Raw genomic sequence first — 22,075 nt, 5'->3', positions numbered from 1 at the left:
GACACCAGACACACCAAACCCAGCCGTATCCAAAGGGATACAAGCAAGGTAGGGCCAAAATGCTTAGGAAAAAGACCAATGGGGTTGCGCGACGCCCCCAGGGTGCAAGTATCCTTAGAGACACTGCACATAAATCTGTCGACCGCCGGACATTCCTGAAGGGATCCGGTGTTGCCGTAGGCGGTCTCGCCGCCATCACCGCCACGGGCGGCTCCGTTACCCAAGCCAAGGCGCAAGCTGGAACCGGCGCGGTCAAGACTGTCAAATCGGTCTGTACCCACTGTTCCGTAGGCTGCACCGTCGTTGCTGAAGTCTCCAACGGCGTTTGGGTCGGACAAGAACCGGGCTGGGACAGCCCGTTCAACCTTGGTGCACATTGCGCAAAAGGGGCCTCTGTCCGCGAACACGCTCACGGCGAACGCCGCCTGAAATACCCGATGAAAAAGGAAGGCGGTGAGTGGAAGAAGATCAGCTGGGAGCAGGCGATCGATGAGATCGGCGACCAGATGATGACAATCCGCGAAGAAAGCGGCCCGGACAGTGTGTATTGGCTGGGCTCAGCGAAACACAACAATGAACAGGCCTACCTGTTCCGCAAATTCGCGGCCTATTGGGGGACGAACAACGTCGACCACCAGGCCCGTATCTGCCATTCGACAACAGTTGCAGGTGTTGCCAACACATGGGGTTACGGCGCCATGACCAACAGCTACAACGACATCCACAATTCCAAGGCGATCTTCATCATCGGCGGCAACCCCGCCGAAGCGCACCCTGTTTCGCTGCTCCACGTTCTGCGGGCAAAAGAGCAGAACAACGCGCCGATGATCGTGTGCGATCCGCGCTTCACGCGGACGGCGGCACACGCGGACGAGTTCGTCCGGTTCCGGCCTGGCACGGACGTTGCCCTCGTCTGGGGCATTCTCTGGCACATCTTCGAAAACGGCTGGGAGGATAAAGAGTTCATCCGGACCCGTGTTTGGGGCATGGATCAGATCAAGGAAGAAGTGGCCAAGTGGACCCCGGAAGAGGTCGAGCGGGTGACCGGCACCCCAGGCAGCCAGCTGAGGCGCGTTGCGCGGACGCTGGCAAACAACCGTCCGGGAACAGTCATCTGGTGCATGGGCGGAACGCAGCACACCAACGGCAACAACAACACCCGTGCTTACTGTATCCTGCAGCTCGCCCTTGGCAACATGGGCACAACAGGAGGCGGAACCAACATCTTCCGCGGCCATGACAACGTTCAGGGCGCGACCGATCTTGGTGTCCTCTCGCACACCTTGCCTGGCTACTACGGTCTCAGCGCGGGCGCATGGGGGCACTGGTCCCGCGTGTGGGGCGAAGATCTCGACTGGCTGAAGGGGAGGTTTGCAAAAACCACCGGTTCAGACGGCAAGGAGAAAAACCTGATGAACCTGACCGGGATACCGGTCAGCCGCTGGATCGACGGCGTTCTGGAGGATCCGGCGAACACGGATCAGCCTGACAAGGTCCGTGCAATGGTTCTGTGGGGTCATGCGCCGAACTCTCAGACACGCATGACGGAAATGAAAACCGCCATGGAGAAGCTCGATACGCTCGTCGTGATCGATCCGTTCCCGACCGTGTCTGCGGTCCTCCATGACCGGACCGATGGCGTGTATCTGCTTCCGGCATCCACGCAGTTCGAAACCTACGGGTCTGTCACGGCGTCCAACCGCTCCATTCAATGGCGTGAGAAGGTTGTTGAACCTCTGTTTGAATCCAAAACGGATCACGAGATCATCGGCCTCTTTGCGAAGAAGTTCGGATTCCACGACCGTTTCTTCCGCAACATCGCGCTGGAAGAAGACGGTATTACGCCGAACATTGAAGACACGACCCGCGAGTTTAACCGCGGCATGTGGACGGTCGGTTATACCGGTCAGTCACCGGAGCGGATCAAGCTCCATATGGCCAATCAGCATACGTTCGACCGGACGACACTGCAGGCCAATGGCGGTCCGGCGGACGGGGACTATTACGGCATGCCTTGGCCATGCTGGGGCACTCCGGACATGAAACATCCGGGTACACCGAACCTTTACGACATGTCCAAACCTGTCGCGGAAGGTGGTCTGAGCTTCCGGGCAAGGTTCGGCGTTGAGCGGGATGGTGAGAACCTTCTTGCCGATGGCGTGTCCAACCCGGGTGCGGAAATCCAGGATGGCTATCCGGAATTTACCATGCAGATGCTGATGGATCTGGGTTGGGACGGCGATCTCACGGATGACGAGCGGGCCGCGATCGATGCGGTTGCAGGACCGAAAACCAACTGGAAGACCGACCTTTCCGGCGGTATTCAGCGGGTTGCCATCAAGCATGGCTGTTCCCCGTTCGGAAACGCCAAGGCGCGCGCCGTCGTGTGGACCTTCCCGGATCCGGTGCCGCTTCACCGCGAACCGCTCTACACCAATCGCCGGGACCTCGTTGCGGATTATCCAACCTACGAAGACCGCAAGTTCTACCGTCTGCCGACGCTTTATGCATCGATCCAGAAGCAGGACTTCTCCCGGGATTATCCGATCATTCTGACATCAGGACGTTTGGTCGAGTACGAGGGCGGCGGCGATGAAACACGGTCGAACCCGTGGCTTGCCGAGCTTCAGCAGGACATGTTCGTCGAAATCAATCCGCGGGATGCAAACAATCTCGGGGTGCGGGACGGCGCTCAGGTCTGGGTGGAAGGCCCGGAGGGCGGCAAGGTCAAGGTGATGGCTATGGTGACCGAACGGGTCGGGGAAGGCGTTGCCTTCATGCCGTTCCACTTCGGCGGTCATTATCAAGGTGAGGACCAGCGGTCGAAATATCCAAAAGGAGCCGACCCCTATGTCCTCGGTGAGAGCACGAACACCGCTCAAACCTATGGCTATGACTCCGTTACCCAGATGCAGGAGACCAAAGCCACTCTCTGCAAGATCTCGGCAGCGTAAGGAGGAGACGCAATGGCACTTGGACAAGCGAGGGCTAAGTTCCTCTGCGATGCGGAGCGGTGCATTGAATGCAATGCATGTGTCACCGCATGTAAAAACGAGCATGAGGTGCCGTGGGGCATCAACCGCCGCCGGGTCGTGACCATCAACGATGGTAAGCCTGGGGAACGGTCGATCTCCGTGGCCTGCATGCACTGCTCGGACGCACCCTGTATGGCGGTGTGCCCGGTCGACTGCTTCTACCAGAACGAAGAAGGCGTGGTTCTTCACTCTAAGGACCTTTGCATTGGCTGCGGCTACTGCTTCTACGCCTGTCCGTTCGGTGCTCCGCAGTTCCCGCAAGCGGGGAATTTCGGGTCGCGCGGCAAAATGGACAAATGCACCTTCTGTGCTGGTGGACCGGAAGAAACGCATTCTACGGCTGAATTTGCCAAGTACGGCCGCAACCGGATTGCGGAGGGCAAACTGCCCATTTGTGCTGAAATGTGCTCGACCAAGGCTTTGCTTGCAGGTGATGGCGACGTGGTCGCGAACATCTATCGCGAGCGGGTGGTTGCGCGTGGCTTCGGTTCCGGCGCCTGGGGCTGGGGTTCAGCTTACGGTCAGAACGGCGGCTAAGCCCCTGACGGGGCCCGGCGACAAGCGGGGCCTTGTCACACAGTGCTTTCGGCATTTTGCGAACCACGTCGAGGGCGGCCCAGTTGCCGCCCTTGTCATTCTAAGCCCTTGGACTGGATGGGGACCTTTATATGATACGCTTTGCGCTCGTCTTGATGTTTTTGTTGGGATTGGCCTTTCAGGCGTCTGCTCAGGAGCTGCCAGCGCAACCGCCGGCACTGGCTGACCGGTCAGCAACCGGCGGCGCCCAGACACTTGAAGATATCTTGAAGCGCCAGCGCGGTGAAAAGGTCGACAATACATTCCGGAGCGGTGCAACCGGCGATCCTGATTCCGCCGCTGAGATGACCGGTCAACTCGGAACTCTGGGTGGCGTGTCCGATCCGGAGCTTTGGCGCGCGCTCCGGTTTGGCTCGGCGGATATTACCGTCACGTCCGGCGGTCTTCCTGCAACGGTTCTCATTCAGGATGGCGGGATGCGTTGGCTGCAATGGCGGGAAGGGCCAGTTGCAATCTACGGCGCATTTCTGCTCGCCGCGACGATTGCGTTTCTGGTCCTGTTTTATCTTTTGCGCGGTCGCATCCGCATTGACGGTGAAAAAACAGGTCAAACGATTACGCGCTTTAAGGCGGTGGAGCGGTTCGGCCATTGGTTGCTTGCAGGATCGTTCATCCTACTTGGGGTCACTGGCCTCATTACCCTGTTCGGACGGACTGTGATCATTCCGCTGATCGGACATGAAGCATTTTCACCAATCGCGATCGCGTCCAAGTGGATCCACAACAATGTGTCCTGGGCATTCATGCTGGCGCTGGTCATGGTTTTCGTTATGTGGGTTGTTCACAACATTCCAAGCAGGATAGACCTGAAATGGATTGCAGTTGGTGGCGGGCTCTTCAGCAAGGGAGTTCACCCGCCCGCCCGGAAATTCAACTTTGGCCAGAAGATGATTTTCTGGGGCGTGATTGTCCTTGGCACCTCTGTTTCAGCCTCCGGTCTTTCGCTGCTGTTTCCGTTCGAACTGCCTATGTTCGCCGCGACCTTCAAACAACTGAATGCTTTTGGCTTGCCTCAGCTTGTCGGGTTGGGTCCCTTGCCGGAGGTGCTGGCGCCGCATGAGGAAATGCAATACGCGCAGATTTGGCACACAATCGTTGCCTTTGTGATGATGGCCATGATCATTGCCCATATCTATATCGGCTCAGTCGGCATGGAGGGAGCCTATGACGCCATGGGGTCCGGCGAAGTTGAACTTCAATGGGCACGCGAACACCATGGTCTTTGGGTGAAGGAAGTCGAGGAGGCGGAAAACGGCGCCAAGGCCTCCCGCCCAGACGGCGCGGTTCCAGCTGAATAGCGTCACGACCGCCATGTGGATCCGTGTCACTTGCCGAAAAAACCTCCCTGGAAGATCAGGGTCGCTGCTGCCTGGGCTTCAGGCAGTGGCGCTCGGTTTTTCACTGGCCTGCGCCGCTGCCTCAGCGCCCGCGCGTGCCGCTGAGTTCTCCACGCTGAAGGGGCATGGTGGACCGATCATGGACATTACGGTTTCCGCCGATACCGGAATCGTCGCGACGGCGAGTTTTGACAATGCGGTCGGTATCTGGACCGGTCGGGATCCGGAATGGCTAGATGGGCACGAAGCCGCAGTTAAAACTATCCGGTTCCTCGGACAGACGAAGGCTGTTTCAGGGGCAGACGATAACAAATTGATCTTGTGGGATCTTGAAACTGGCCAGAATACCAAACTGGAAGGTCATACTGCCAAAATCATGGGTCTTGCCGTGTCACCGGAGTCCGGCTTGATCGCGAGTGCGAGCTGGGACGCGAAAGTCGGGCTTTGGAATGTGGAAGATCTAACGCCGGTCTTCCTGTCCGGTCATTCCGCGGGCGTGAACCAGGTCGCTTTCTCGATGGATGGAGCGTGGCTTTATTCTGCGTCGGTTGATGGCTCGATCATAGAATGGGACGTTGCCGCGCGCGCCGAAAAACGCGTGGTGGACCGCAATGGTTTCGGGATCAACGTTTTAGTATTGGGCGGGGAAGACTTCGGCTCGATCCCTTGGATTGCCTATGGCACGCAGGATGGTGTAACCCGTGTGATCGACCGGTATTCTGGTGCCCGCCTGCATGAGTTCACCATGGAGCGGCGGCCGATTCTTGCCATGGCACTCAGCCCGGACGGCAAGAAACTCGCAACGGGGGACGGGCATGGCTACATTACTGTCTATGACACCCGGACATGGTCCATCGAGACAGATTTTAAGGCAGCCTTGAAGGGTCCGATCTGGGCGCTTGCCTTCTCAAAGGACAATGCCGTTCTGCATGCCGGCGGGATTGAGAATATTGTTTATTCCTGGCCGGTGGACGGTCTTTCCAAATTCGATCCAATGGCCACCAAAACGCCGGATTTTTTGAAACTTCCGGAGACCATGTCCAACGGCGAACGGCAATTCGCCCGCAAATGCTCGGTCTGCCATACCCTGACAGCTGATAGCGGCCGGAAAGCCGGCCCGACGCTTTATCAGGTTTTCGGCCGCAAAGCCGGTGCCCTGCCGGGATACAGTTATTCTGAAACACTCATCAGGTCTGATATCATCTGGTCCGAAGATACGATCAACCAACTGTTCCTTGATGGGCCGGATCATTACATCCCCGGATCCAAGATGCCAATGCAGCGAATTGTTGAGCCCAAGGACCGGACGGATCTGATAGACTATTTGAAAGCGGCTGCAATGCCGAACACGTCTTCGGGAGACCTGGAATGAAAGCCATGCTGGCAGCCTTTGCGGCCACTTTCGTGATTGCCATCGGAGCGAGCCAAATGCTGGGGAACATGGGATTTTCCAGCGCGGAACAGGCAAGCAGCTCCTCCGTCCGGTTGAGCGACTAATTTTTTCGCGGGATCCTGCCCGATATCCGGTGAGGCTCTAAAAGACCGCGTGGTCGCGGCGTTCGTCAGCAATTTCCCCGGATACAAGTCTCTCGTAATGGTCAGACAGCGTTTCCGTGCCATATGCTTGCGTGGCATTTGCGTCATACCGTCGGGTTTTCTCATCCCATACCAGCATGGATTCCGTTGCGTAGTAGTGACCAATGCGCGCCAGCTCCGCCTTGGCCTTCAGGCTTGGAACGAGATATCCGCCCAATGACAAGCCGTTAGCAATGGTGGTGAGCAGCTTCGGCGGGACTTGCCGGAATTTTGGCGCCAGCTTCAGCTTTTCAAACAAGAGTTCTCCCTGATCCAGCGGTGTAAGGGCGTCTCCCGGCCCGCCAATTGGCAATATCCGGTCCTGCAGGGCGGGCTTGATCAGGCAGTCCGATATGAAAGCCGCCAGATCCCGGTTGCTGATTGGTTTGCAGGCTGTCAGGCGGCCGTTGCCAAAAACCAGAAAAGGTTTTCCCGCTTTCAGACGGTTGAGCTGACCGGACAGTGACTTGAAATATGCGGTTGGCCGGATGATTGAGTAGGTCAAACCGGAGGTGGTCAGTTCTGCCTCAAACGCAAGCTTTGCCTTCTGGAATTCCAGTTTTGGCTTTTGGACGCAGATTGCGGACAGAAGGATGAATTGGGGAACACCCACGTCCTTTGCAATCTTCAAAAGTGTTGAATTTGCCTTGTAGTCAATTGCCCAGGCATCGGCCGGGGTTCCGGTCCGTGATGCCAGGCAGGAAATGACGGCATCGAACGGCTCACTATTGAATATCTGATTGCGAAGGATTTCTTCGTCGCTGATATCGGCAGGGAGGAGTTTTGTGCCGGGCGGCATGGCAGCATCGGGTTGCGCGGAGCGCGGGCGTCCGACACAAGTTACCTGATGGCCCCGCGCCGACAACTCGGACAGAACCGCTTGGCCAATTGTCCCGGTCCCGCCGAACAACAACACGCGCGCGGGCGTGCTGATCTGCGGCGCTGAAGGCCGCGCATCTCCGGTGTCGACGTCCACTCAAGACCTCCGCGTGATGGGGTGGTCAGCATCAACGCGTCCGTCCGGTCTTGTCAAATGCCCCTAGCTGTTAAGAGCAGCAGCCTTGGATAACGCTATGCGACCTTGACCCTTCAGCTGGCGCCGCCGGTCGCATTTGGAAAAAAGAGCTGCTGCCCGTCGATTTCGAAGTCCGCAATCGCGGCCTGCCCAGCTGATGACAAAATCCAGTCGATGAAGCGCTGCCCATGGCCGGACTTCACATGGGGATGAACTTCCTGGTTCACCAGAATGATTCCGTATTGGTTGAATAATTCCGGGTCCCCTTGAAAGACGATCTTGTGGCCGCCCTTGTTACCGAAAGCGGTCCAGGTGGCCCGGTCGGTCAGAACATAAGCCCCCATGGCCGTTCCCGTGTTCAAGGTCGCCCCCATGCCCGATCCGGTCTCGCGGTACCACGTTCCGGAGGCCCCCGTCGGGTCCACACCGGCGGCCTGCCAAAGCCGGAGTTCCGCCTTGTGCGTTCCGCTGTCATCTCCGCGCGACGCAAACGGCGCTTTTGCTGATTCAATCTTGCGAAGGGCGTCAGCCGCAGTGTCCGCGTCTTCAAGGTTGGCGGGATCTTCTGCCGGGCCGACAATAACAAAGTCATTGTACATGACGTTTGATCTGGAAACGCCAAATCCGTCCGCCACAAACTTTTCTTCCGATGATTTGGAATGGACAAACAGGACGTCGCCATCGCCATTGACCGCATTGCGTATGGCTTGTCCCGTTCCAACGGCAACGACACGGACTTCAATTCCGGTCGCCTCCTGGAACTTGGGCAAGATATGATCGAACAGTCCCGAGTTCTGTGTGGAGGTGGTTGATTGGACCACAATGAAGTCTTGGTCGTCAGCTGATGCTGCAGAATGGAGCTGGCCCGCCAGCAACAAAGTGGCCAGGGCCCGGAGTGCGGTCTTGATCATTTAATCGTCCCCAATTCTGTTCAATAGCCTGCTTTGCTGCCGAGATAGATCCGGCCGTCGACCCAGGCTTTCACTGGTTCACTTTGCGGTGCTGTCAAAATGGTTTGCGCTGGCCCTGTTTCCGCAACTTCGCCGTCCTGCAGGAAAACCAGATCCTCGCCAAGGCGTTTTGCCTGCCCCTGATCATGGGTCACAAGCACGATTGTTACCCCCCGAGCGCTGGCCTTCATGATCAGTTGTTCAATGGCGGAGGTCGATGCCGGGTCAAGGTTCGCAGTCGGCTCGTCCAGGAACAGGATCTCGGGGTCGGTGGCAAGTGCACGGACAAGGGACAAGCGCTGCTGTTGGCCGCCGGAAAGGACGCGGGCAGGGCGCGTTTCAAGGTGGGCGAGGCCTGCATCATGAAGCGCTGCACGGATTTTGTCGGCTTTCAGTTTCCCGCGCAGACCGTGAACGCCGAGCGCAAAACTCAAATTTGCAAAGACCGACCGCCGCAGCAAAACGGGCCGTTGAAACACCATCGATTGGAATCTGCGGGCCTCAGAAGCGTTTGCCCTGCCTTTCCAGGTAATTGTGCCGGCGTCAGGTTTGATCAGGCCGTGCATCAAACGCAGCAAGAGGCTTTTGCCAGCGCCGTTCGGGCCCATAATCAACGTTCGCGAACCCTCTCTGATGTTCAGACTGACAGCGTTAAGAAGGACGGTCTTTTGAGCGGAGAATGTCAGGTCCTGCACCGTCAGAATGGGCGGACTGTGTGCCAAATGCGGGGCCGTTGACATGCTGCCTTCGGTTTCCGGAGAAAGATCACGCATAGGCGGTCCTCACGGCAGAAGCCCGCAGTGCCATAACCGCGGCATTCACGGCAAAGGCGATCACAAGGAGAATGAACCCCAAGGCGAGCGCCAGCTGCAAGTTCCCCTTGGAAGTCTCCAGCGCAATCGTAGTCGTCATGACACGGGTGACATGATTGATGTTTCCGCCAACGATGATCACGGCGCCAACTTCCGCAATTGCGCGGCCAAATCCGGCAAGTGCTACGGTCATGAGAGCATAGCGGCCGTCCCATAGGAGCGCAGCTAAACGGTCAGCTGCTCTGACGCCCATGGAAGCGAATTGCTCCGCATATTCGGTGTTCAGGTCTTCGATCACCTGCCGTGTCAGGGCCGCAACGATTGGGGTGACCAAAACCGTTTGCGCGATGATCATGGCCGTTGGGGTGTACAATAGCCCAAGCGGGCCCAGGGGCCCGGAAGCCGACAGTGTTAGGTAGACCAGCAGCCCGACCACGACAGGCGGTAACCCCATCATGGCGTTGAGCAGAACAGCCAGAAACGTTCGGCCCGGAAAACGGAAAGCTGCGACCGCCGCCCCAATGGGAAGTCCGATTAGGCATGCGATTGAGACAGCCGTAATGGTCACCTGCATGGACAGGCCGATGATCTCCAGAAGATCCGAATCGAGTGTGATGACCAGATGAAGCGCCTCAAGGAGTGCGCTCCAGAAGCTGTCCATTATTGTATTTCCTCCCAGTTCAAGGAAAAAATAACAGAAAAAGACAGAGATTGCATTCTGTTTTGGCCGGAGAATTGCCCCGGTCCGTCATTAAGCAAGAATGAAGAAGGAAAAAGGGCTGCGGGAGTTTCGGAAATTAGCCTGGTAAACCAGCCCGAAAGACGCTGCGAAGCTCCAGATCCGAAGACAGGTGGACAAAGTCTGCATTTGCGCCGTGCCGGAGCGTACCGATTTGTTCGCTCCTGCCGATCAAGGCAGCGGGACCGCTTGTGGCCATTGCGAGTGCTGTCTCAAGCGGAATACCGCACAGGTGAACAAGGTTCCGGATTGCTGTTGTCAGATCCAGGTGGGCGCCGGCCAGTGTACCGTCTTGTAGGGTCAGCCGGTTGTCCCGCCGTTCGATCTTCCGCCCGTTGAGAAGAAAATCGGTGATGGTCGAGCCCGCGGTTGCCATGGCGTCGCTCACCAGGAAAATATGCCCTGGGCCTTGTTTGGCCCGGATGGCACTTGCCATCGTGGCCGGATGAACATGGATCCCGTCAGCAATCAGTCCAGCAGACAAATCCCCAAGCTGAAGGGCAGCCCCCACGACACCAGGTTCGCGGTTTCCGAGCTGGCTTTGCGCATTGAACAGATGTGTCACGCACCTGGCACCTGCTGCCACGGCCTCTTGGCAGTCTGCAAAACGACTGTCCGTATGGCCGAGCGACACCAAAATGCCTGCTGCGCTTAAGGCGCGGATTTGCTCAGGTTTGACGCTTTCCGGCGCTACGGTGACCTTAAGGACAGGAAGTGACTTGGCAGCTGCCAGCAAGCTCTCAAGATCCGCAGGCTCCATTGGACGGATCAGATCGGCATCATGGGCACCTTTCCGGGCAACTGAAAGATGAGGGCCTTCAAGATGAAGCCCGGCAATGCCCGGGACGCCCTCCGAGATGGCTTGTTGCACAGCCTGAATGGCTGCCGCCGTCGTCTCACGTGTATCGGTGATCAGCGTTGGCAAAATCGATGTTGCACCAATCGATGCATGCGCCTCTGCGATTGTCTTCAGCGTTTCCAAAGCCGGGGCGCTGTTGAACATGACGCCGCCGCCGCCATTGACTTGCAGATCCACAAAACCAGGGGCAAGAATACCGCCGCCAAGATCTGTCACTTCCGCGCCCTCGGGAAGGTCCGCGGTAGCGCATATGCGAACGACCTTGCCGTCATGGACGCACAAAGCAGCATCGTCCTGAAAGCTCATGCCGTCGAAGATACGGGCGCCCTGGAAGGCATGGACCTGTTGCATCAGACCGTTTCCGTGACTTTGTTAAGATGCCTCGGGGCATCCGGGTCAATCTGCCGGGACGTCGCGAAGGCTTCGACCATGCAATAAAACGAAACGATCAGACTCAGGGCATCAGTGAGTGGGTGTCCGGTCCGAACCCTTTCAATTGAGGTTGCGGCCGAAACGGCCGAGGTTGTCGCGAACACTTTCGCGCCTTTTTCAGCCACGGCATCGGCTGTCTGGGCCAGCGCTGCCTCCGCCGCATCGTCAACGGCAAAACACAGTACTGGGAACCCTTCGCCTACAATGGATACCGGGCCGTGAAGCACCTCTGCAGACGAATAGCTTTCCGCATGAAGCTGGCAGGTCTCCTTGAATTTCAGGGCTGCTTCGTTGGAGATTGCAAGGACCTGGCCACGGCCGAGGGTGAAGAGAGAGGCGTGTGTGCCGATGGCGCTGCGCACTTCCGGCCAGGATATGTTGGTCGCCTGGTCCAAATGAGCTGGGAGGTCATTTATCGCGCGCAGCAGAGCGGCATCTTTTTTCCAGTTGGCGAGGAAAATGAGGCCCGCGACCGCCGATGTCACAAAGGTTTTTGTTGCCGCAACACTCAGTTCAGGGCCTGCGTGAATATCAAGCGTGTGATCACTTGCCTTGGCGAGGTCCGACCCTGGATGGTTGGTCAGGGCAAGGGTCAACGCGCCGTCTTGGCGCGCAGAGCGCGCCATTTCGACGATGTCCGGGCTCGTGCCGGATTGGGAAACGCCGATGCAAAGGCTGCCGGACAGCTTCAGGGGGGCTTTGTAAAGGGACGCGATCGACGGGCCAATGGACGCAACCGGTGTTCCTAGAAGGACCTCGGCGGCATATTTCAGATAGGTGCAGACATGGTCTGACGATCCGCGTGCCACAGTCACGATGAACTGCGGGTCGAGCGTCCGCGCAGCTTCAGCTGCAACTTGGATATCTGCAGACCCCATGGTCAGCAACCGGTCGACGGCCGAAGGGATCTCCCGGATTTCACGGTACATTTTGGTTTGGGAGGACATGAGGCGCTCCTAGGTGTGAGCCAGCTGCAGCTCTGCGACAAAGTCGTAGGCGTCGCCGCGGTAAATGGATCTGGTAAATTCAACAACACGCCGGTTGGCGAGGTAGGATGTGCGCTCAATACGCAGGCCTGCCGCGCCAATAGGGACGCTTAATAGCTCCGCATCATCCTGTTCCAGATTGATTGCCGAGATCTTCTGGATCGCACGCTCGGGCCGGTTCCCATCCTTGTCGAGCACTTCATAAAGCGATTTTTCGACGAGATCCGGATTGGGCAGGATATCGGCCGGCAGGGATGCGCGCTCGATCGCCATCGGTTTGTCATTGGCTGTCCGCAATCGCGACAAGCGGGCTACCTGTTCGCCAGATGACAGGGCGAGGGCGATCACTTCATCCGGGGATGGCGTGAACAGGCCGCGTGTCAGCCATTCGGCCCGGGAGGAAAGACCGCGCCGGGCCATGTCTTCAGTAAAAGAAGTGAGCCGTGAAAGAGATTGCTCGACTTTGGGTGTGCCATCTGAGACGAAGCTGCCCGATCCCTGGCGCTGAACAATGATGCCCCGGTCAACGAGATCCTGCATGGCGCGCCGGACAGTTACTCTAGAAAGGCCGGTCAAGGTCGCGATTTCGCGCTCCGCTGGTAACGGCGCATTTGCCTTCAAGAGGCCGGATTGAATGCTGTCCTCCAGACGCCGGCGCAGCTGCACATATCTCGGGCCCTGTGCATTTTCCATCCAGCTTTCCGGATTCAGAAAGTCCTCAATGCTCATGGACCCGTTCCTCCCTGATCGGTTCAAGCTGGCCTGCCAAGTGCAGGCATCCATCGAGCGCGGATCCTTCCGGCTGCGCAAGGTTTGCGGCAATGTGTGGCGGGAGGTAGGGCCGGTAGTGGCTGGCAAGACCTCCCAGCAGACATACCTTTTCTCCCTCTTGCCAGCCGAGAACCCGCAGACTTTGAATAATGTACTGGGCGCCCGCTTCCATGAGCGCCAGCGCGTTGGGATCTCCGCTGGTGGCGGCGTCGACAATCTGCGGTGCGAATTTGGCGAAATCGGCAGGCCGGGCTGATTGGCCGAAAGCGAGAACGGTTTCAAGGTTGCTGTCAAAGCCGGACCAGACAGTCTCCAGAAGGGCTGAGGGCGCGACGGCATTGTCCCGCCAATAAAGAAGGCGCTTCAGGAGTTCCTTGCCGAGCCAGCATCCAGATGCTTCATCACCGAGGTCGGCACCATACCCGCCCATAAAGCGGATGCCAGTCTGGTCCTGCCGCGCCAAGAACGAACCGGTGCCGACGCCGGCAACATACCCGTTGCCGTTTTTCAAAGCGCCGGCAACAGCGCTGCGTCTGTCGTCTTCAACACTGAGCCGGTTGAGTTTTACGGCGCCCGCGATCTGGTCTGCCTTCTCTTGGGTGGTCACTCCGGCCAATCCGGCGAATGCCGGAATATTCCAGAAGACATCGGGCTGCAGATCCGCTTTTTCAAACAGCTCACTCAGGCCAGCATTCAGGACATTAATTGTTGCCTGCAGATCAGAATGAGCATTTGCGCTCCCAAGGGATGTGCGAAGCACCTTGTCCGGTAATTGCAGGGCAAAGCGGCAGGTGGTGCCGCCGCCATCTATGCCGATGCGAATTGGGTTAACTGGTCTGCTCATAAAAATACCTTTACAATACCAATAAGAAATTTGAAACCCATAAATTGCTCGATAAGCGCGATTTTCGAACAAAAATGTCTTTCTGAAAATTAAATGGTAGACAAAAGGTATTTTAAAGGTATTTAATGGTCCCATTGAAGGAGGACTTGATGGCCGTGAGTGACTTGCCCGAAACCGAAAAGCTGCATGAGGACGCGCTCGGAATAGATGTGCGTCCTGCGCTTGATGTCGCGGGTGGTCTTCTGGCTGGTCAGCAAGAGGCGGTCCGTGCCGTGGCCGGGGCGTTGCCTCAATTGGTGGCTGCTTCCGAAGCAATGGTTCACGCAATCCGTGGGGGTGGCCGCCTTGTCTATGCCGCCGCAGGGTCGTCCGCACTTATGGCGCTTGCGGATGCAGCTGAGCTGCCTGGAACATACGGTCTCGATCTCAGCCAGGTTCGCTTGTTTATGGCGGGCGGTGTTCCTGTTAATGGATCGATGCCCGGCGGGACTGAGGATGATCATTCTGCGGGCGAGCAGGATGCGGGCGCCGTGACGCCCTCTGATCTTGTAATCGCACTAACGGCGAGCGGGACGACGCCTTATCCGATGGCATTTGCCAAAAAGGCCCGTTCCATCGGTGCGAAGACGATTTGCATTGCCAATAATCCGGACGTGCCGATTTTCGAATTTGCCGATGTGGCGATTGCTTTGCCGACACCGCCGGAAGTGGTCGCCGGTTCGACGCGTATGGGTGCGGGGACAGCGCAAAAGGCGGCACTCAACATCATGTCGACCCTGATGGGAATTGGCCTTGGGCACGTGCATGACGGCATGATGGTCAATCTAATTGCAGACAATGCAAAACTGCGTGAGCGTGCTGCCGGTATCGTTTGCCGGATTGCCGGGGTGGATCGGGCGCAGGCGCAAAGAAGTCTTGAAAAATCGAATTGGGCAGTAAAGCCGGCCGTCTTGTTGGCGTCGGGTGCGACTTCCCTTGACCAAGCTGAAAATCTGCTCGCCAGAACAAACGGACAATTGCGGGCCGCTTTGCAGCATATCTGACGCTGAGGCCTTCCGGGAACGGGCCGCAGGAATAGTAGGAGGACACTATGTCAAACAAATCCCTGATTGTTACGCTACTCGCAACCACGCTTTTGAGCGGCCCAGCCTTCGCTGAAGATGTCACCTTGACCATCGAGAGCTGGCGGAACGATGACCTGACCCTCTGGCAGGACAAGATCATTCCGGCTTTTGAAGCTTCTCATCCGGGCATCAAGGTAAAGTTCACGCCGTCCGCTCCTGCGGAATACAATGCCGTGTTGAACTCCAAACTGGATGCGGGCAGCGCCGGTGATCTGATTACCTGCCGCCCGTTTGATGCGTCCCTGGCGCTTTACGATGCTGGCCATCTTGCCGATGTCTCCGGTCTGGAGAACATGTCCAACTTCTCCGACGTGGCAAAGTCCGCCTGGCAGACGGATGACGGGTCGGCGACCTTCTGTGTTCCGATGGCCTCCGTGATCCATGGCTTCATCTACAACAAGGAAGCCTTTGAAGAAGTCGGTGTTGAAGTTCCTCAGACCGAGACGGAGTTCTTTGCAGCGCTGGACAAGTTCAAGGAAGACGGCTCCTACATTCCCCTTGCCATGGGCACAAACGACCAGTGGGAAGCGGCAACGATGGGCTACAACAACATCGGGCCGAACTACTGGAAAGGTGAGGAAGGGCGTCTTGCGCTGATCAAGGGTGAACAGAAGCTCACTGACGATCAATGGGTCGCGCCGTACCGCACGCTTGCCAAGTGGAGTGACTATCTCGGGGACGGCTATGAAGCCCAAACTTATCCGGATAGCCAGAACCTGTTCACACTCGGACGCGCCGCAATTTATCCGGCGGGTAGCTGGGAAATCACTGGCTTCAACGCGCAGGCTGATTTCGAGATGGGCGCATTCAAGCCGCCGGTCCAGAATGAAGGGGATACCTGCTACATTTCGGACCATACCGACATTGCCATCGGTTTGAACGCCAAAAGTGAGAATGCGGATGCTGCGAAGACCTTCCTGAACTGGGTCGGTTCTGAAGAATTCGCGACGATCTATGCAAACGCGCTGCCGGGCTTCTTCTCCCTGTCCAGCTTTGATGTCGCGATGGAAGATCCGCTGGCTCAGGAATTCGTTTCCTGGCGCGGTGAGTGCGAGTCCACCATCCGCTCCACCTACCAGATCCTCTCCCGCGGCACGCCGAACCTGGAGAATGAAACCTGGGGCGCCTCTGTTGCGGCCATCAAGGGCACCAAGTCTGCTGAAGACCTCGGTAAGGAACTTCAGGACGGCCTTGCCAGCTGGTACGAGCCGCAGCAGTAACCGGCCTTCACGCAATAAGGCTCCGGACGGTCCGTCCGGAGCCATTTTATTAGCCAGCTCTTAGTTGAGTGGGGGAGTGGCATGAAATCGCCTCGCATAAAAAGCCATGTGATCGTGTTTCTGGCGCCAGCCGTGCTGGTCTACACGGCCATCATGATTTTTCCGCTGTTCAATACGTTGCGGCTCGCGCTCTACACGGAAGCCGATCAGGTGCGCATGTTTGTCGGACTTGAGAATTTCCGCACGCTGTTCGGTGATCCACGCTGGTCCGAAAGCTTCTGGAATGCGCTGGCGAACAATTTCTGGTTTTTTGTAATTCACATGCTGGTGCAAAACCCGATTGGCATTGCGCTTGCCGCCATTCTCAGCCATCCGCGCCTGCGCTTTGCCGCTTTCTACCGCTCCGCCATATTTGTTCCGACCATCCTGTCCTTTGTCATCGTTGGGTTTGCCTGGAAACTGATCCTGTCTCCGATCTGGGGCATTGCACCGGACCTGTTAAGCGCTGTCGGCCTCAAAAGCTTGTTCGCGCCTTGGCTGGGTAAGGAAGAATATGCTCTTACGACACTGGCTTTGATTTCCGTGTGGCAGTTTGTCGGCATTCCAATGATGCTGATTTACGCAGCGCTTCTGTCGATCCCGGAAGAGGTTCTCGAAGCGGGCGAGGTTGACGGCATTACCGGAATGGCCGCTTTCTGGAAGATCAAGCTGCCGCTGATCCTGCCCTCGATCGGGATCATTTCGATCCTGACCTTTGTTGGAAACTTCAACGCATTCGACCTGATCTATACAGCTCAGGGCGCGCTTGCCGGTCCGGATTTCTCAACGGATATCCTCGGCACTTTCATGTACCGCACGTTCTTCGGGTTTCAGCTGCAGCTTGGAGATCCGCATATGGGGTCGGCCATTGCGACAGCCATGTTCGGGATCATCCTGGTCGGCGTGTGCATCTATCTCTTCGGTATTCAAACGCGCTTGAAGCGCTACCAGTTCTAAGGAGGGCCTGACATGAACAAAGCCCGCCAAAACCCGCTGAATGCGGTTGCCGCGCATGGCGCGCTCATTCTCTACACACTGATTGCGCTGTTTCCGGTCTTCGTGATCCTGATCAACAGCTTCAAGACGCGGAAGGCGATCTTCCGGGAGCCTTTGGCGCTGCCCGATGCCGACAGCTTTTCAATGATCGGCTATGAAACGGTCATGAAACAGGGGGACTTCTTTCTCTACTTCCAGAACTCCCTGATCGTCACCGTCGTCTCCCTGTTTTTCATCCTGCTGTTCGGTGCGATGGCGGCCTTTGCGCTGTCGGAATACAGGTTTCGGGGCAATACGCTGATGGGCCTATACCTCGCGCTCGGCATCATGATCCCGATCCGGATCGGAACCGTCGCGATCCTCGACCTGATGGTCCAGACCGGTCTTGTGAACACGCTGATGGCGTTGATCCTTGTCTATACCGCACAAGGTCTGCCGCTCGCAGTGTTCATTTTGTCGGAATTCATGCGCCAGGTTTCAGAAGATCTGAAGAATGCTGGCCGGATTGACGGCCTCAGCGAATACACGATTTTCTTCCGGCTTGTTCTTCCGCTTGTGCGGCCCGCCATGGCGACCGTTGCCGTCTTCAACATGATCCCGATCTGGAACGATCTCTGGTTCCCGTTGATTCTGGCTCCGGCGGAAGAGACCAAGACGCTCACACTCGGGAGCCAGGTGTTCATCGGGCAGTTCGTAACCGACTGGAATGCGGTTCTGTCTGCCCTGTCCCTCGCCATTCTGCCCGTCATGATCCTTTACGTGATCTTCTCCCGTCAGCTGATCCGCGGCATTACATCGGGAGCTGTCAAATGATCTGGGTTCTCGTTATTGGTCTGGGGAATATGGGCTTGAGCCATGCTCTGGCCCACACGAAAGGAACTTCCAAACTTGCCGGACTGGTGGCGCGGGGCCCGCGCCCCGATCTACCGGAGGCCTTGAGCGATGTTCCATACTTCACCGATGTCGATCAAGCGCTAGCCGCGGCAAAACCCGACCTGGTGGTGATCGCGTCTTACACCGAATCCCACAAACCTTATGCGCTTAAAGCGCTGCGGTCCGGTGCGCATGTCTTTTGCGAGAAGCCATTGGCCGCTTCCGTGGACGATGCGCAGGAGATCGTGGATCTGGCGGTAGAGACCGGCCGCAAGCTGATGATCGGTTACATCCTGCGTCATCATCCAGGATGGGTGAAGCTGGTTGAAGAGGCCCGTGCGCTGGGCGGGCCGTATGTGTTCCGGATGAACCTCAATCAGCAAAGCAGAGGGCCTACCTGGGAAACTCACAAGTCTTTGATGAAGTCTGTCAGTCCGATTGTCGACTGTGGCGTTCATTATGTCGATGTCATGTGTCAGATCACGGACGCAAAGCCGGTCAAGGTTCATGGCATGGGGGTCCGCCTGTCCGATGAGATTGCGGCCGACATGTATAATTACGGCCATTTCCAGGTGACGTTCGAGGACGGCTCTGTTGGCTGGTATGAGGCGGGTTGGGGCCCAATGATGTCCGAGACCGCCCATTTTGTGAAAGACATCGTCACCCCGAACGGGTCGGTCTCTATCACCGACGTCAAGGATGAGGGCTCCGATGATGTCGATGGCCATACGTCTGCCGGCAAGCTTCTTGTCCATACACTGACAGGTGACCGGCTGGTCAGTTTGCCCGATGAACCGGGCCATCAGGACCTATGTGATGCGGAACAAGCCGCAATGATCCGGGCCATCGAAGATGATATCGATCTGACCCGCCACATGAATGACGCCGTGCAATCCCTACGCATATGCCTTGCCGCAGACGAAAGCATCCGCACCGGCGTTGCTGTAGACCTTTCTGGAGCTTGATCCCATGACCGCTCTTCAACTTACCGATCTCAACAAGTCTTTTGGCGCGGTGCATGTGCTCAAAGATATCAACCTGACTGTGGAAGAGGGCGAGTTTGTAGTCTTTGTCGGCCCGTCTGGATGCGGCAAGTCCACGCTTCTTCGCGTTATCGCGGGCCTTGAGGATGCAACCAGCGGCGAAATCCGGATCGGCGCGTCTGTGGTGAATGACACACCTCCAGCCAAGCGCGGCATCGCCATGGTGTTCCAATCCTATGCGCTTTATCCGCATTTGAACGTGTGCGAAAACATGTCGCTTGCGCTCAAGCAGGAAAAGCAGCCCAAGGCGGAGATCGAAGCACGTGTTGCGGAAGCGAGCCGCATGCTTTCCCTCGACCCTTATCTTGATCGCCGTCCTGCCGAACTGTCCGGGGGGCAACGCCAGAGGGTCGCGATCGGGCGTGCAGTGGTGCGCCAGCCGCAACTGTTTCTGTTTGACGAACCGCTGTCCAACCTGGATGCCGCATTGCGGATGAACACCCGCCTAGAGATTGCAAAATTACACCGCCAGCTTGAAGGTAGCATGATCTATGTGACCCATGATCAGACCGAGGCAATGACCCTTGCCGACAAGATCGTAGTGCTGCGCGATGGCCGGGTCGAGCAGGTTGGAAGCCCGATGGACCTTTACAACAATCCAGCCAACCGGTTTGTCGCAGAGTTTTTGGGCTCACCATCCATGAACATCGTTCCGGCCACGCGGCTTGGCGGCTCGGATGGCGAGCAGGTGGGCATCCGTCCGGAGTATGTTCATATTGGTGACGCCGGGGCGCTCGCAGGATCCGTCATTCATGTGGAGCATTTGGGCGGCGACACCAATGTGATTGTCGATATTGGAGAAGAGGCGCCGTTCACGGTTCGCCTGTTCGGCCAATTTGACATTGAGGCAGGCGCAACAGTTCAGCTTGGCTTTGATGAGGCGAAAACCTATCGCTTCGACGCGGCAGGGTCGCGCCTGTCGTAAAAAGGCTTAGCGGCATTTGTCCTTGAGTGCACGGACGGTGTGTTCACAGGTTTGCTCTACGCCGGTCAAACTGAAACCCAAATCGATCTCGGCCTTGGGAGCGTGTGCTAGGGGTTTTCCGGCAGATGCATGGAGTTCGCGCGCGCCGGTGTGTCTTAAAATCTGAGCCGCATTGTCCGGTGTTACGCCAGAGCCCGGCATAATCGACAGGCCGCTTGGTGCAGCGTGGACAAGATCCCGAAGGTCATCTAGCCCGTCCACAGCGCTTCGTACGCCGCCGGATGTCAGGATGCGCTCAAAGCTAAGGTCCCTTGCAGGGGCCAGGATGGCGGTTCTTGAAGGGAGAAGATCGACGACCCGGTGAAGGGTTTTGCCGAGATCACCCGCAGCAGCGCAAAGCCTTTGCAATTGGTCCAAAGCAAGGCCCTCAGATGACCCTGCACCGAACACGGCTCCGGCAAGCCCGAAGGCGCGAACCTGAGCGATTTCCTTTTCCATCCCGGCTAATTCCGCATCCGAATAGAGAAAGCCGCCCGCCCGGGGGCGGACCATCACGTAAACGGGTATGGGACTTTCCCTGGCTGCATGAAGCAGTGCGAGCGATGGCGACAAACCTCCAATCGCAAGAGCCGAGCAGAGTTCTATCCGGTCCGCACCTCCGCGTATTGCGGTTCGCAGGCCGTCAATTGTGTCGACACAAATCTCAAGTCTCGCCATGACGGACCATGCTCTTCTGATTATCCGCAACCATCTGTGAGGCATGAATACCGGCCCCGAGCAGGGCAGCTATTGAGCCGGTGGAGGCAGGCCGTATTCCTGGAGCGTTTCCGCCTGCAAGGCATCTCAGCCGAAGTTCCTGTTCAAGTGCGTTCAGCAGCCGGCTGTTTCCAGAAAGGCCACCACCCGCCACAATGATGGAGGGATCGAAGATGTTCACGAGATTAGCCAGCGCACCGCCGACAATATCGAGATAGACATCAAGGGTTGTTCCAGCATCTAGGTCACCTTGTTCCCAGGCTTTTAGGATCTCGAAAGAGGACTGCCGATGGGATGAGAGGTGGGTATGGAGGCGTTCCAGCCCCCGCGCGCCGCCAAAGACATCCAGGCAGCCGGTTTGCCCGCAGCCGCAGGACCAATCCGGCAGTGCGAAGCCGGTTCGTGCTGCGCTCGCAGGGCCGTGGCCCCATTCCCCGGCAATGCCCTGTTCGCCCTGAAAGCATCTGCCATTTATCACTAGAGCACCACCAATTCCGGTTCCGAGAATGATCCCCAGCACGATGTCGTGCTGAGCGTTGTCTTCAGAGTGTGCTTCGGCCAGCGCAAAAGCCTTTGCATCATTGATCAAAAACACAGGTTTGCCGGTAACGGCTTCCAGGTCTGATGCAAGCAGTTTGCCGGAGAGACAGGGAATGTTGGCCGCGCGGACCGTGCCTGCTTTTGGATCAACAACGCCGGCAATGGAAAGTCCAACTCCTGACGCCCCGGCGGCTGTCATCCGTGCCAGAAGACGGCAGAACTCGAAATAATCTTGGGTCGGGGTCGGTTCGGTCTCGATAGGGGAAACGCCTGACCCCGCCACATACGCGCTGCCGGCGACCTTTGATCCGCCAATGTCAAAGACGCTGATCATATTGGTTGGTGACTGCCTTCTGATACGTGCCGATGGAGTATAGCAGACAGCGTCCAATTATATGTTTTTAAATACGAAAACTCGGTTTTAAGGGTCAATTTTCAACAAGGTTCGTACCGACTGTTTATCTGAAGTTATGCGCTCTGTTTCCGAAACGAAGGCGCCGGGTGCGGGTAGAGGATGGCCCCTCTCTTAAATATCCCGATCAGACCGCATCAAAAGATGTTCAAGAGGATCGGCTGTACTGGAAATTACGTAGATGATGACCTAAAA

21 protein-coding genes are annotated in these 22,075 nt (G+C 57.3%); 11 read left to right on the top strand and 10 right to left on the bottom strand.

The annotated features are described in order from the left end of the window. Window positions 1–59: 59 nt before the first annotated feature. The 5 genes from E1180_RS13155 to E1180_RS22645 all read left to right on the top strand — a co-directional run bounded on the left by E1180_RS13155 (window position 60) and on the right by E1180_RS22645 (window position 6,466). Window positions 60–2,954: a formate dehydrogenase subunit alpha gene (locus E1180_RS13155; RefSeq protein ID WP_155191640.1), complete on the top strand. Its 2,895-nt coding sequence runs from the start codon at window positions 60–62 to the stop codon at window positions 2,952–2,954. Window positions 2,955–2,966: 12 nt separating this feature from the next. After that, a complete protein-coding gene (fdh3B, locus tag E1180_RS13150; protein ID WP_155191639.1) occupies window positions 2,967–3,572 on the top strand; it encodes a formate dehydrogenase FDH3 subunit beta in 606 nt (201 codons plus the stop codon). A gap of 131 nt (window positions 3,573–3,703) precedes the next feature. Further along, window positions 3,704–4,930, top strand: coding sequence for a formate dehydrogenase subunit gamma (locus tag E1180_RS13145; protein ID WP_155191638.1), 1,227 nt, complete (start codon window positions 3,704–3,706; stop codon window positions 4,928–4,930). 85 nt (window positions 4,931–5,015) lie between these two features. Continuing rightward, window positions 5,016–6,341 (top strand): c-type cytochrome, encoded by a 1,326-nt coding sequence (locus E1180_RS13140; RefSeq protein WP_208997122.1) that lies wholly within the window; start codon window positions 5,016–5,018, stop codon window positions 6,339–6,341. Beyond that, the gene (locus E1180_RS22645; RefSeq protein ID WP_280115247.1) at window positions 6,338–6,466 is read left to right on the top strand and encodes a hypothetical protein; all 129 of its coding nucleotides are present in this window, start codon (window positions 6,338–6,340) and stop codon (window positions 6,464–6,466) included. Before E1180_RS13140 ends, E1180_RS22645 begins: the two co-directional genes overlap by 4 nt. A gap of 37 nt (window positions 6,467–6,503) precedes the next feature. Here E1180_RS22645 and E1180_RS13135 read toward each other — a convergent pair whose 3' ends face one another. The 8 genes from E1180_RS13135 to E1180_RS13100 all read right to left on the bottom strand — a co-directional run bounded on the left by E1180_RS13135 (window position 6,504) and on the right by E1180_RS13100 (window position 13,952). Then, complete coding sequence (locus E1180_RS13135; protein ID WP_155191697.1) at window positions 6,504–7,454, bottom strand: NAD(P)H-binding protein; 951 nt, start codon at window positions 7,452–7,454, stop codon at window positions 6,504–6,506. 179 nt (window positions 7,455–7,633) lie between these two features. Then, window positions 7,634–8,470, bottom strand: coding sequence for an ABC transporter substrate-binding protein (locus E1180_RS13130; RefSeq protein WP_155191636.1), 837 nt, complete (start codon window positions 8,468–8,470; stop codon window positions 7,634–7,636). A 20-nt stretch (window positions 8,471–8,490) separates the two neighbouring features. After that, the gene (locus E1180_RS13125; RefSeq protein WP_155191635.1) at window positions 8,491–9,282 is read right to left on the bottom strand and encodes an ABC transporter ATP-binding protein; all 792 of its coding nucleotides are present in this window, start codon (window positions 9,280–9,282) and stop codon (window positions 8,491–8,493) included. Beyond that, window positions 9,275–9,982, bottom strand: a complete 708-nt coding sequence (locus E1180_RS13120; protein WP_155191634.1) for an ABC transporter permease — start codon at window positions 9,980–9,982, stop codon at window positions 9,275–9,277. Before E1180_RS13120 ends, E1180_RS13125 begins: the two co-directional genes overlap by 8 nt. Window positions 9,983–10,118: 136 nt before the next feature. Next, complete coding sequence (gene nagA, locus E1180_RS13115) at window positions 10,119–11,270, bottom strand: N-acetylglucosamine-6-phosphate deacetylase (protein WP_155191633.1); 1,152 nt, start codon at window positions 11,268–11,270, stop codon at window positions 10,119–10,121. Further along, window positions 11,270–12,298, bottom strand: a complete 1,029-nt coding sequence (locus E1180_RS13110; protein ID WP_155191632.1) for an SIS domain-containing protein — start codon at window positions 12,296–12,298, stop codon at window positions 11,270–11,272. The genes nagA and E1180_RS13110 overlap by 1 nt, the downstream gene beginning before the upstream one ends. 9 nt (window positions 12,299–12,307) lie before the next feature. Further along, window positions 12,308–13,066 (bottom strand): GntR family transcriptional regulator, encoded by a 759-nt coding sequence (locus tag E1180_RS13105; RefSeq protein ID WP_155191631.1) that lies wholly within the window; start codon window positions 13,064–13,066, stop codon window positions 12,308–12,310. Beyond that, entirely contained in the window at window positions 13,056–13,952 is an 897-nt protein-coding gene (locus E1180_RS13100; RefSeq protein WP_196220589.1) for a glucosamine kinase nucleotide-binding domain-containing protein, read from the bottom strand. Before E1180_RS13100 ends, E1180_RS13105 begins: the two co-directional genes overlap by 11 nt. A 149-nt stretch (window positions 13,953–14,101) precedes the next feature. Here E1180_RS13100 and E1180_RS13095 point away from each other — a divergent pair, with 149 nt between their 5' ends. The 6 genes from E1180_RS13095 (at window position 14,102) to E1180_RS13070 (ending at window position 20,172) form a co-directional block, all read left to right on the top strand. After that, the gene (locus tag E1180_RS13095; protein WP_155191629.1) at window positions 14,102–14,995 is read left to right on the top strand and encodes an N-acetylmuramic acid 6-phosphate etherase; all 894 of its coding nucleotides are present in this window, start codon (window positions 14,102–14,104) and stop codon (window positions 14,993–14,995) included. Window positions 14,996–15,042: 47 nt separating this feature from the next. After that, window positions 15,043–16,296, top strand: a complete 1,254-nt coding sequence (locus tag E1180_RS13090; protein WP_155191628.1) for an ABC transporter substrate-binding protein — start codon at window positions 15,043–15,045, stop codon at window positions 16,294–16,296. 81 nt (window positions 16,297–16,377) lie between these two features. Then, complete coding sequence (locus E1180_RS13085; RefSeq protein WP_155191627.1) at window positions 16,378–17,292, top strand: carbohydrate ABC transporter permease; 915 nt, start codon at window positions 16,378–16,380, stop codon at window positions 17,290–17,292. Between the two features lie 12 nt (window positions 17,293–17,304). Beyond that, window positions 17,305–18,144, top strand: a complete 840-nt coding sequence (locus E1180_RS13080; RefSeq protein ID WP_155191626.1) for a carbohydrate ABC transporter permease — start codon at window positions 17,305–17,307, stop codon at window positions 18,142–18,144. After that, a complete protein-coding gene (locus tag E1180_RS13075; RefSeq protein WP_155191625.1) occupies window positions 18,141–19,169 on the top strand; it encodes a Gfo/Idh/MocA family protein in 1,029 nt (342 codons plus the stop codon). Before E1180_RS13080 ends, E1180_RS13075 begins: the two co-directional genes overlap by 4 nt. Window positions 19,170–19,173: 4 nt before the next feature. Next, window positions 19,174–20,172, top strand: coding sequence for an ABC transporter ATP-binding protein (locus tag E1180_RS13070; protein WP_155191624.1), 999 nt, complete (start codon window positions 19,174–19,176; stop codon window positions 20,170–20,172). A gap of 6 nt (window positions 20,173–20,178) precedes the next feature. Here the strand turns inward: E1180_RS13070 and E1180_RS13065 are convergent, their stop codons facing one another. Continuing rightward, window positions 20,179–20,889 (bottom strand): copper homeostasis protein CutC, encoded by a 711-nt coding sequence (locus E1180_RS13065; RefSeq protein WP_155191623.1) that lies wholly within the window; start codon window positions 20,887–20,889, stop codon window positions 20,179–20,181. Further along, window positions 20,876–21,802, bottom strand: coding sequence for an ROK family protein (locus E1180_RS13060; protein WP_155191622.1), 927 nt, complete (start codon window positions 21,800–21,802; stop codon window positions 20,876–20,878). The genes E1180_RS13065 and E1180_RS13060 overlap by 14 nt, the downstream gene beginning before the upstream one ends. Window positions 21,803–22,075 lie beyond the last annotated feature (273 nt).

This window comes from Roseibium denhamense, from assembly GCF_009711415.1.
Taxonomy (GTDB): domain Bacteria; phylum Pseudomonadota; class Alphaproteobacteria; order Rhizobiales; family Stappiaceae; genus Roseibium; species Roseibium denhamense.
The sequence above is the reverse complement of the archived record's forward strand: the minus strand, read 5'-3'. Positions and strand labels throughout refer to the sequence as shown.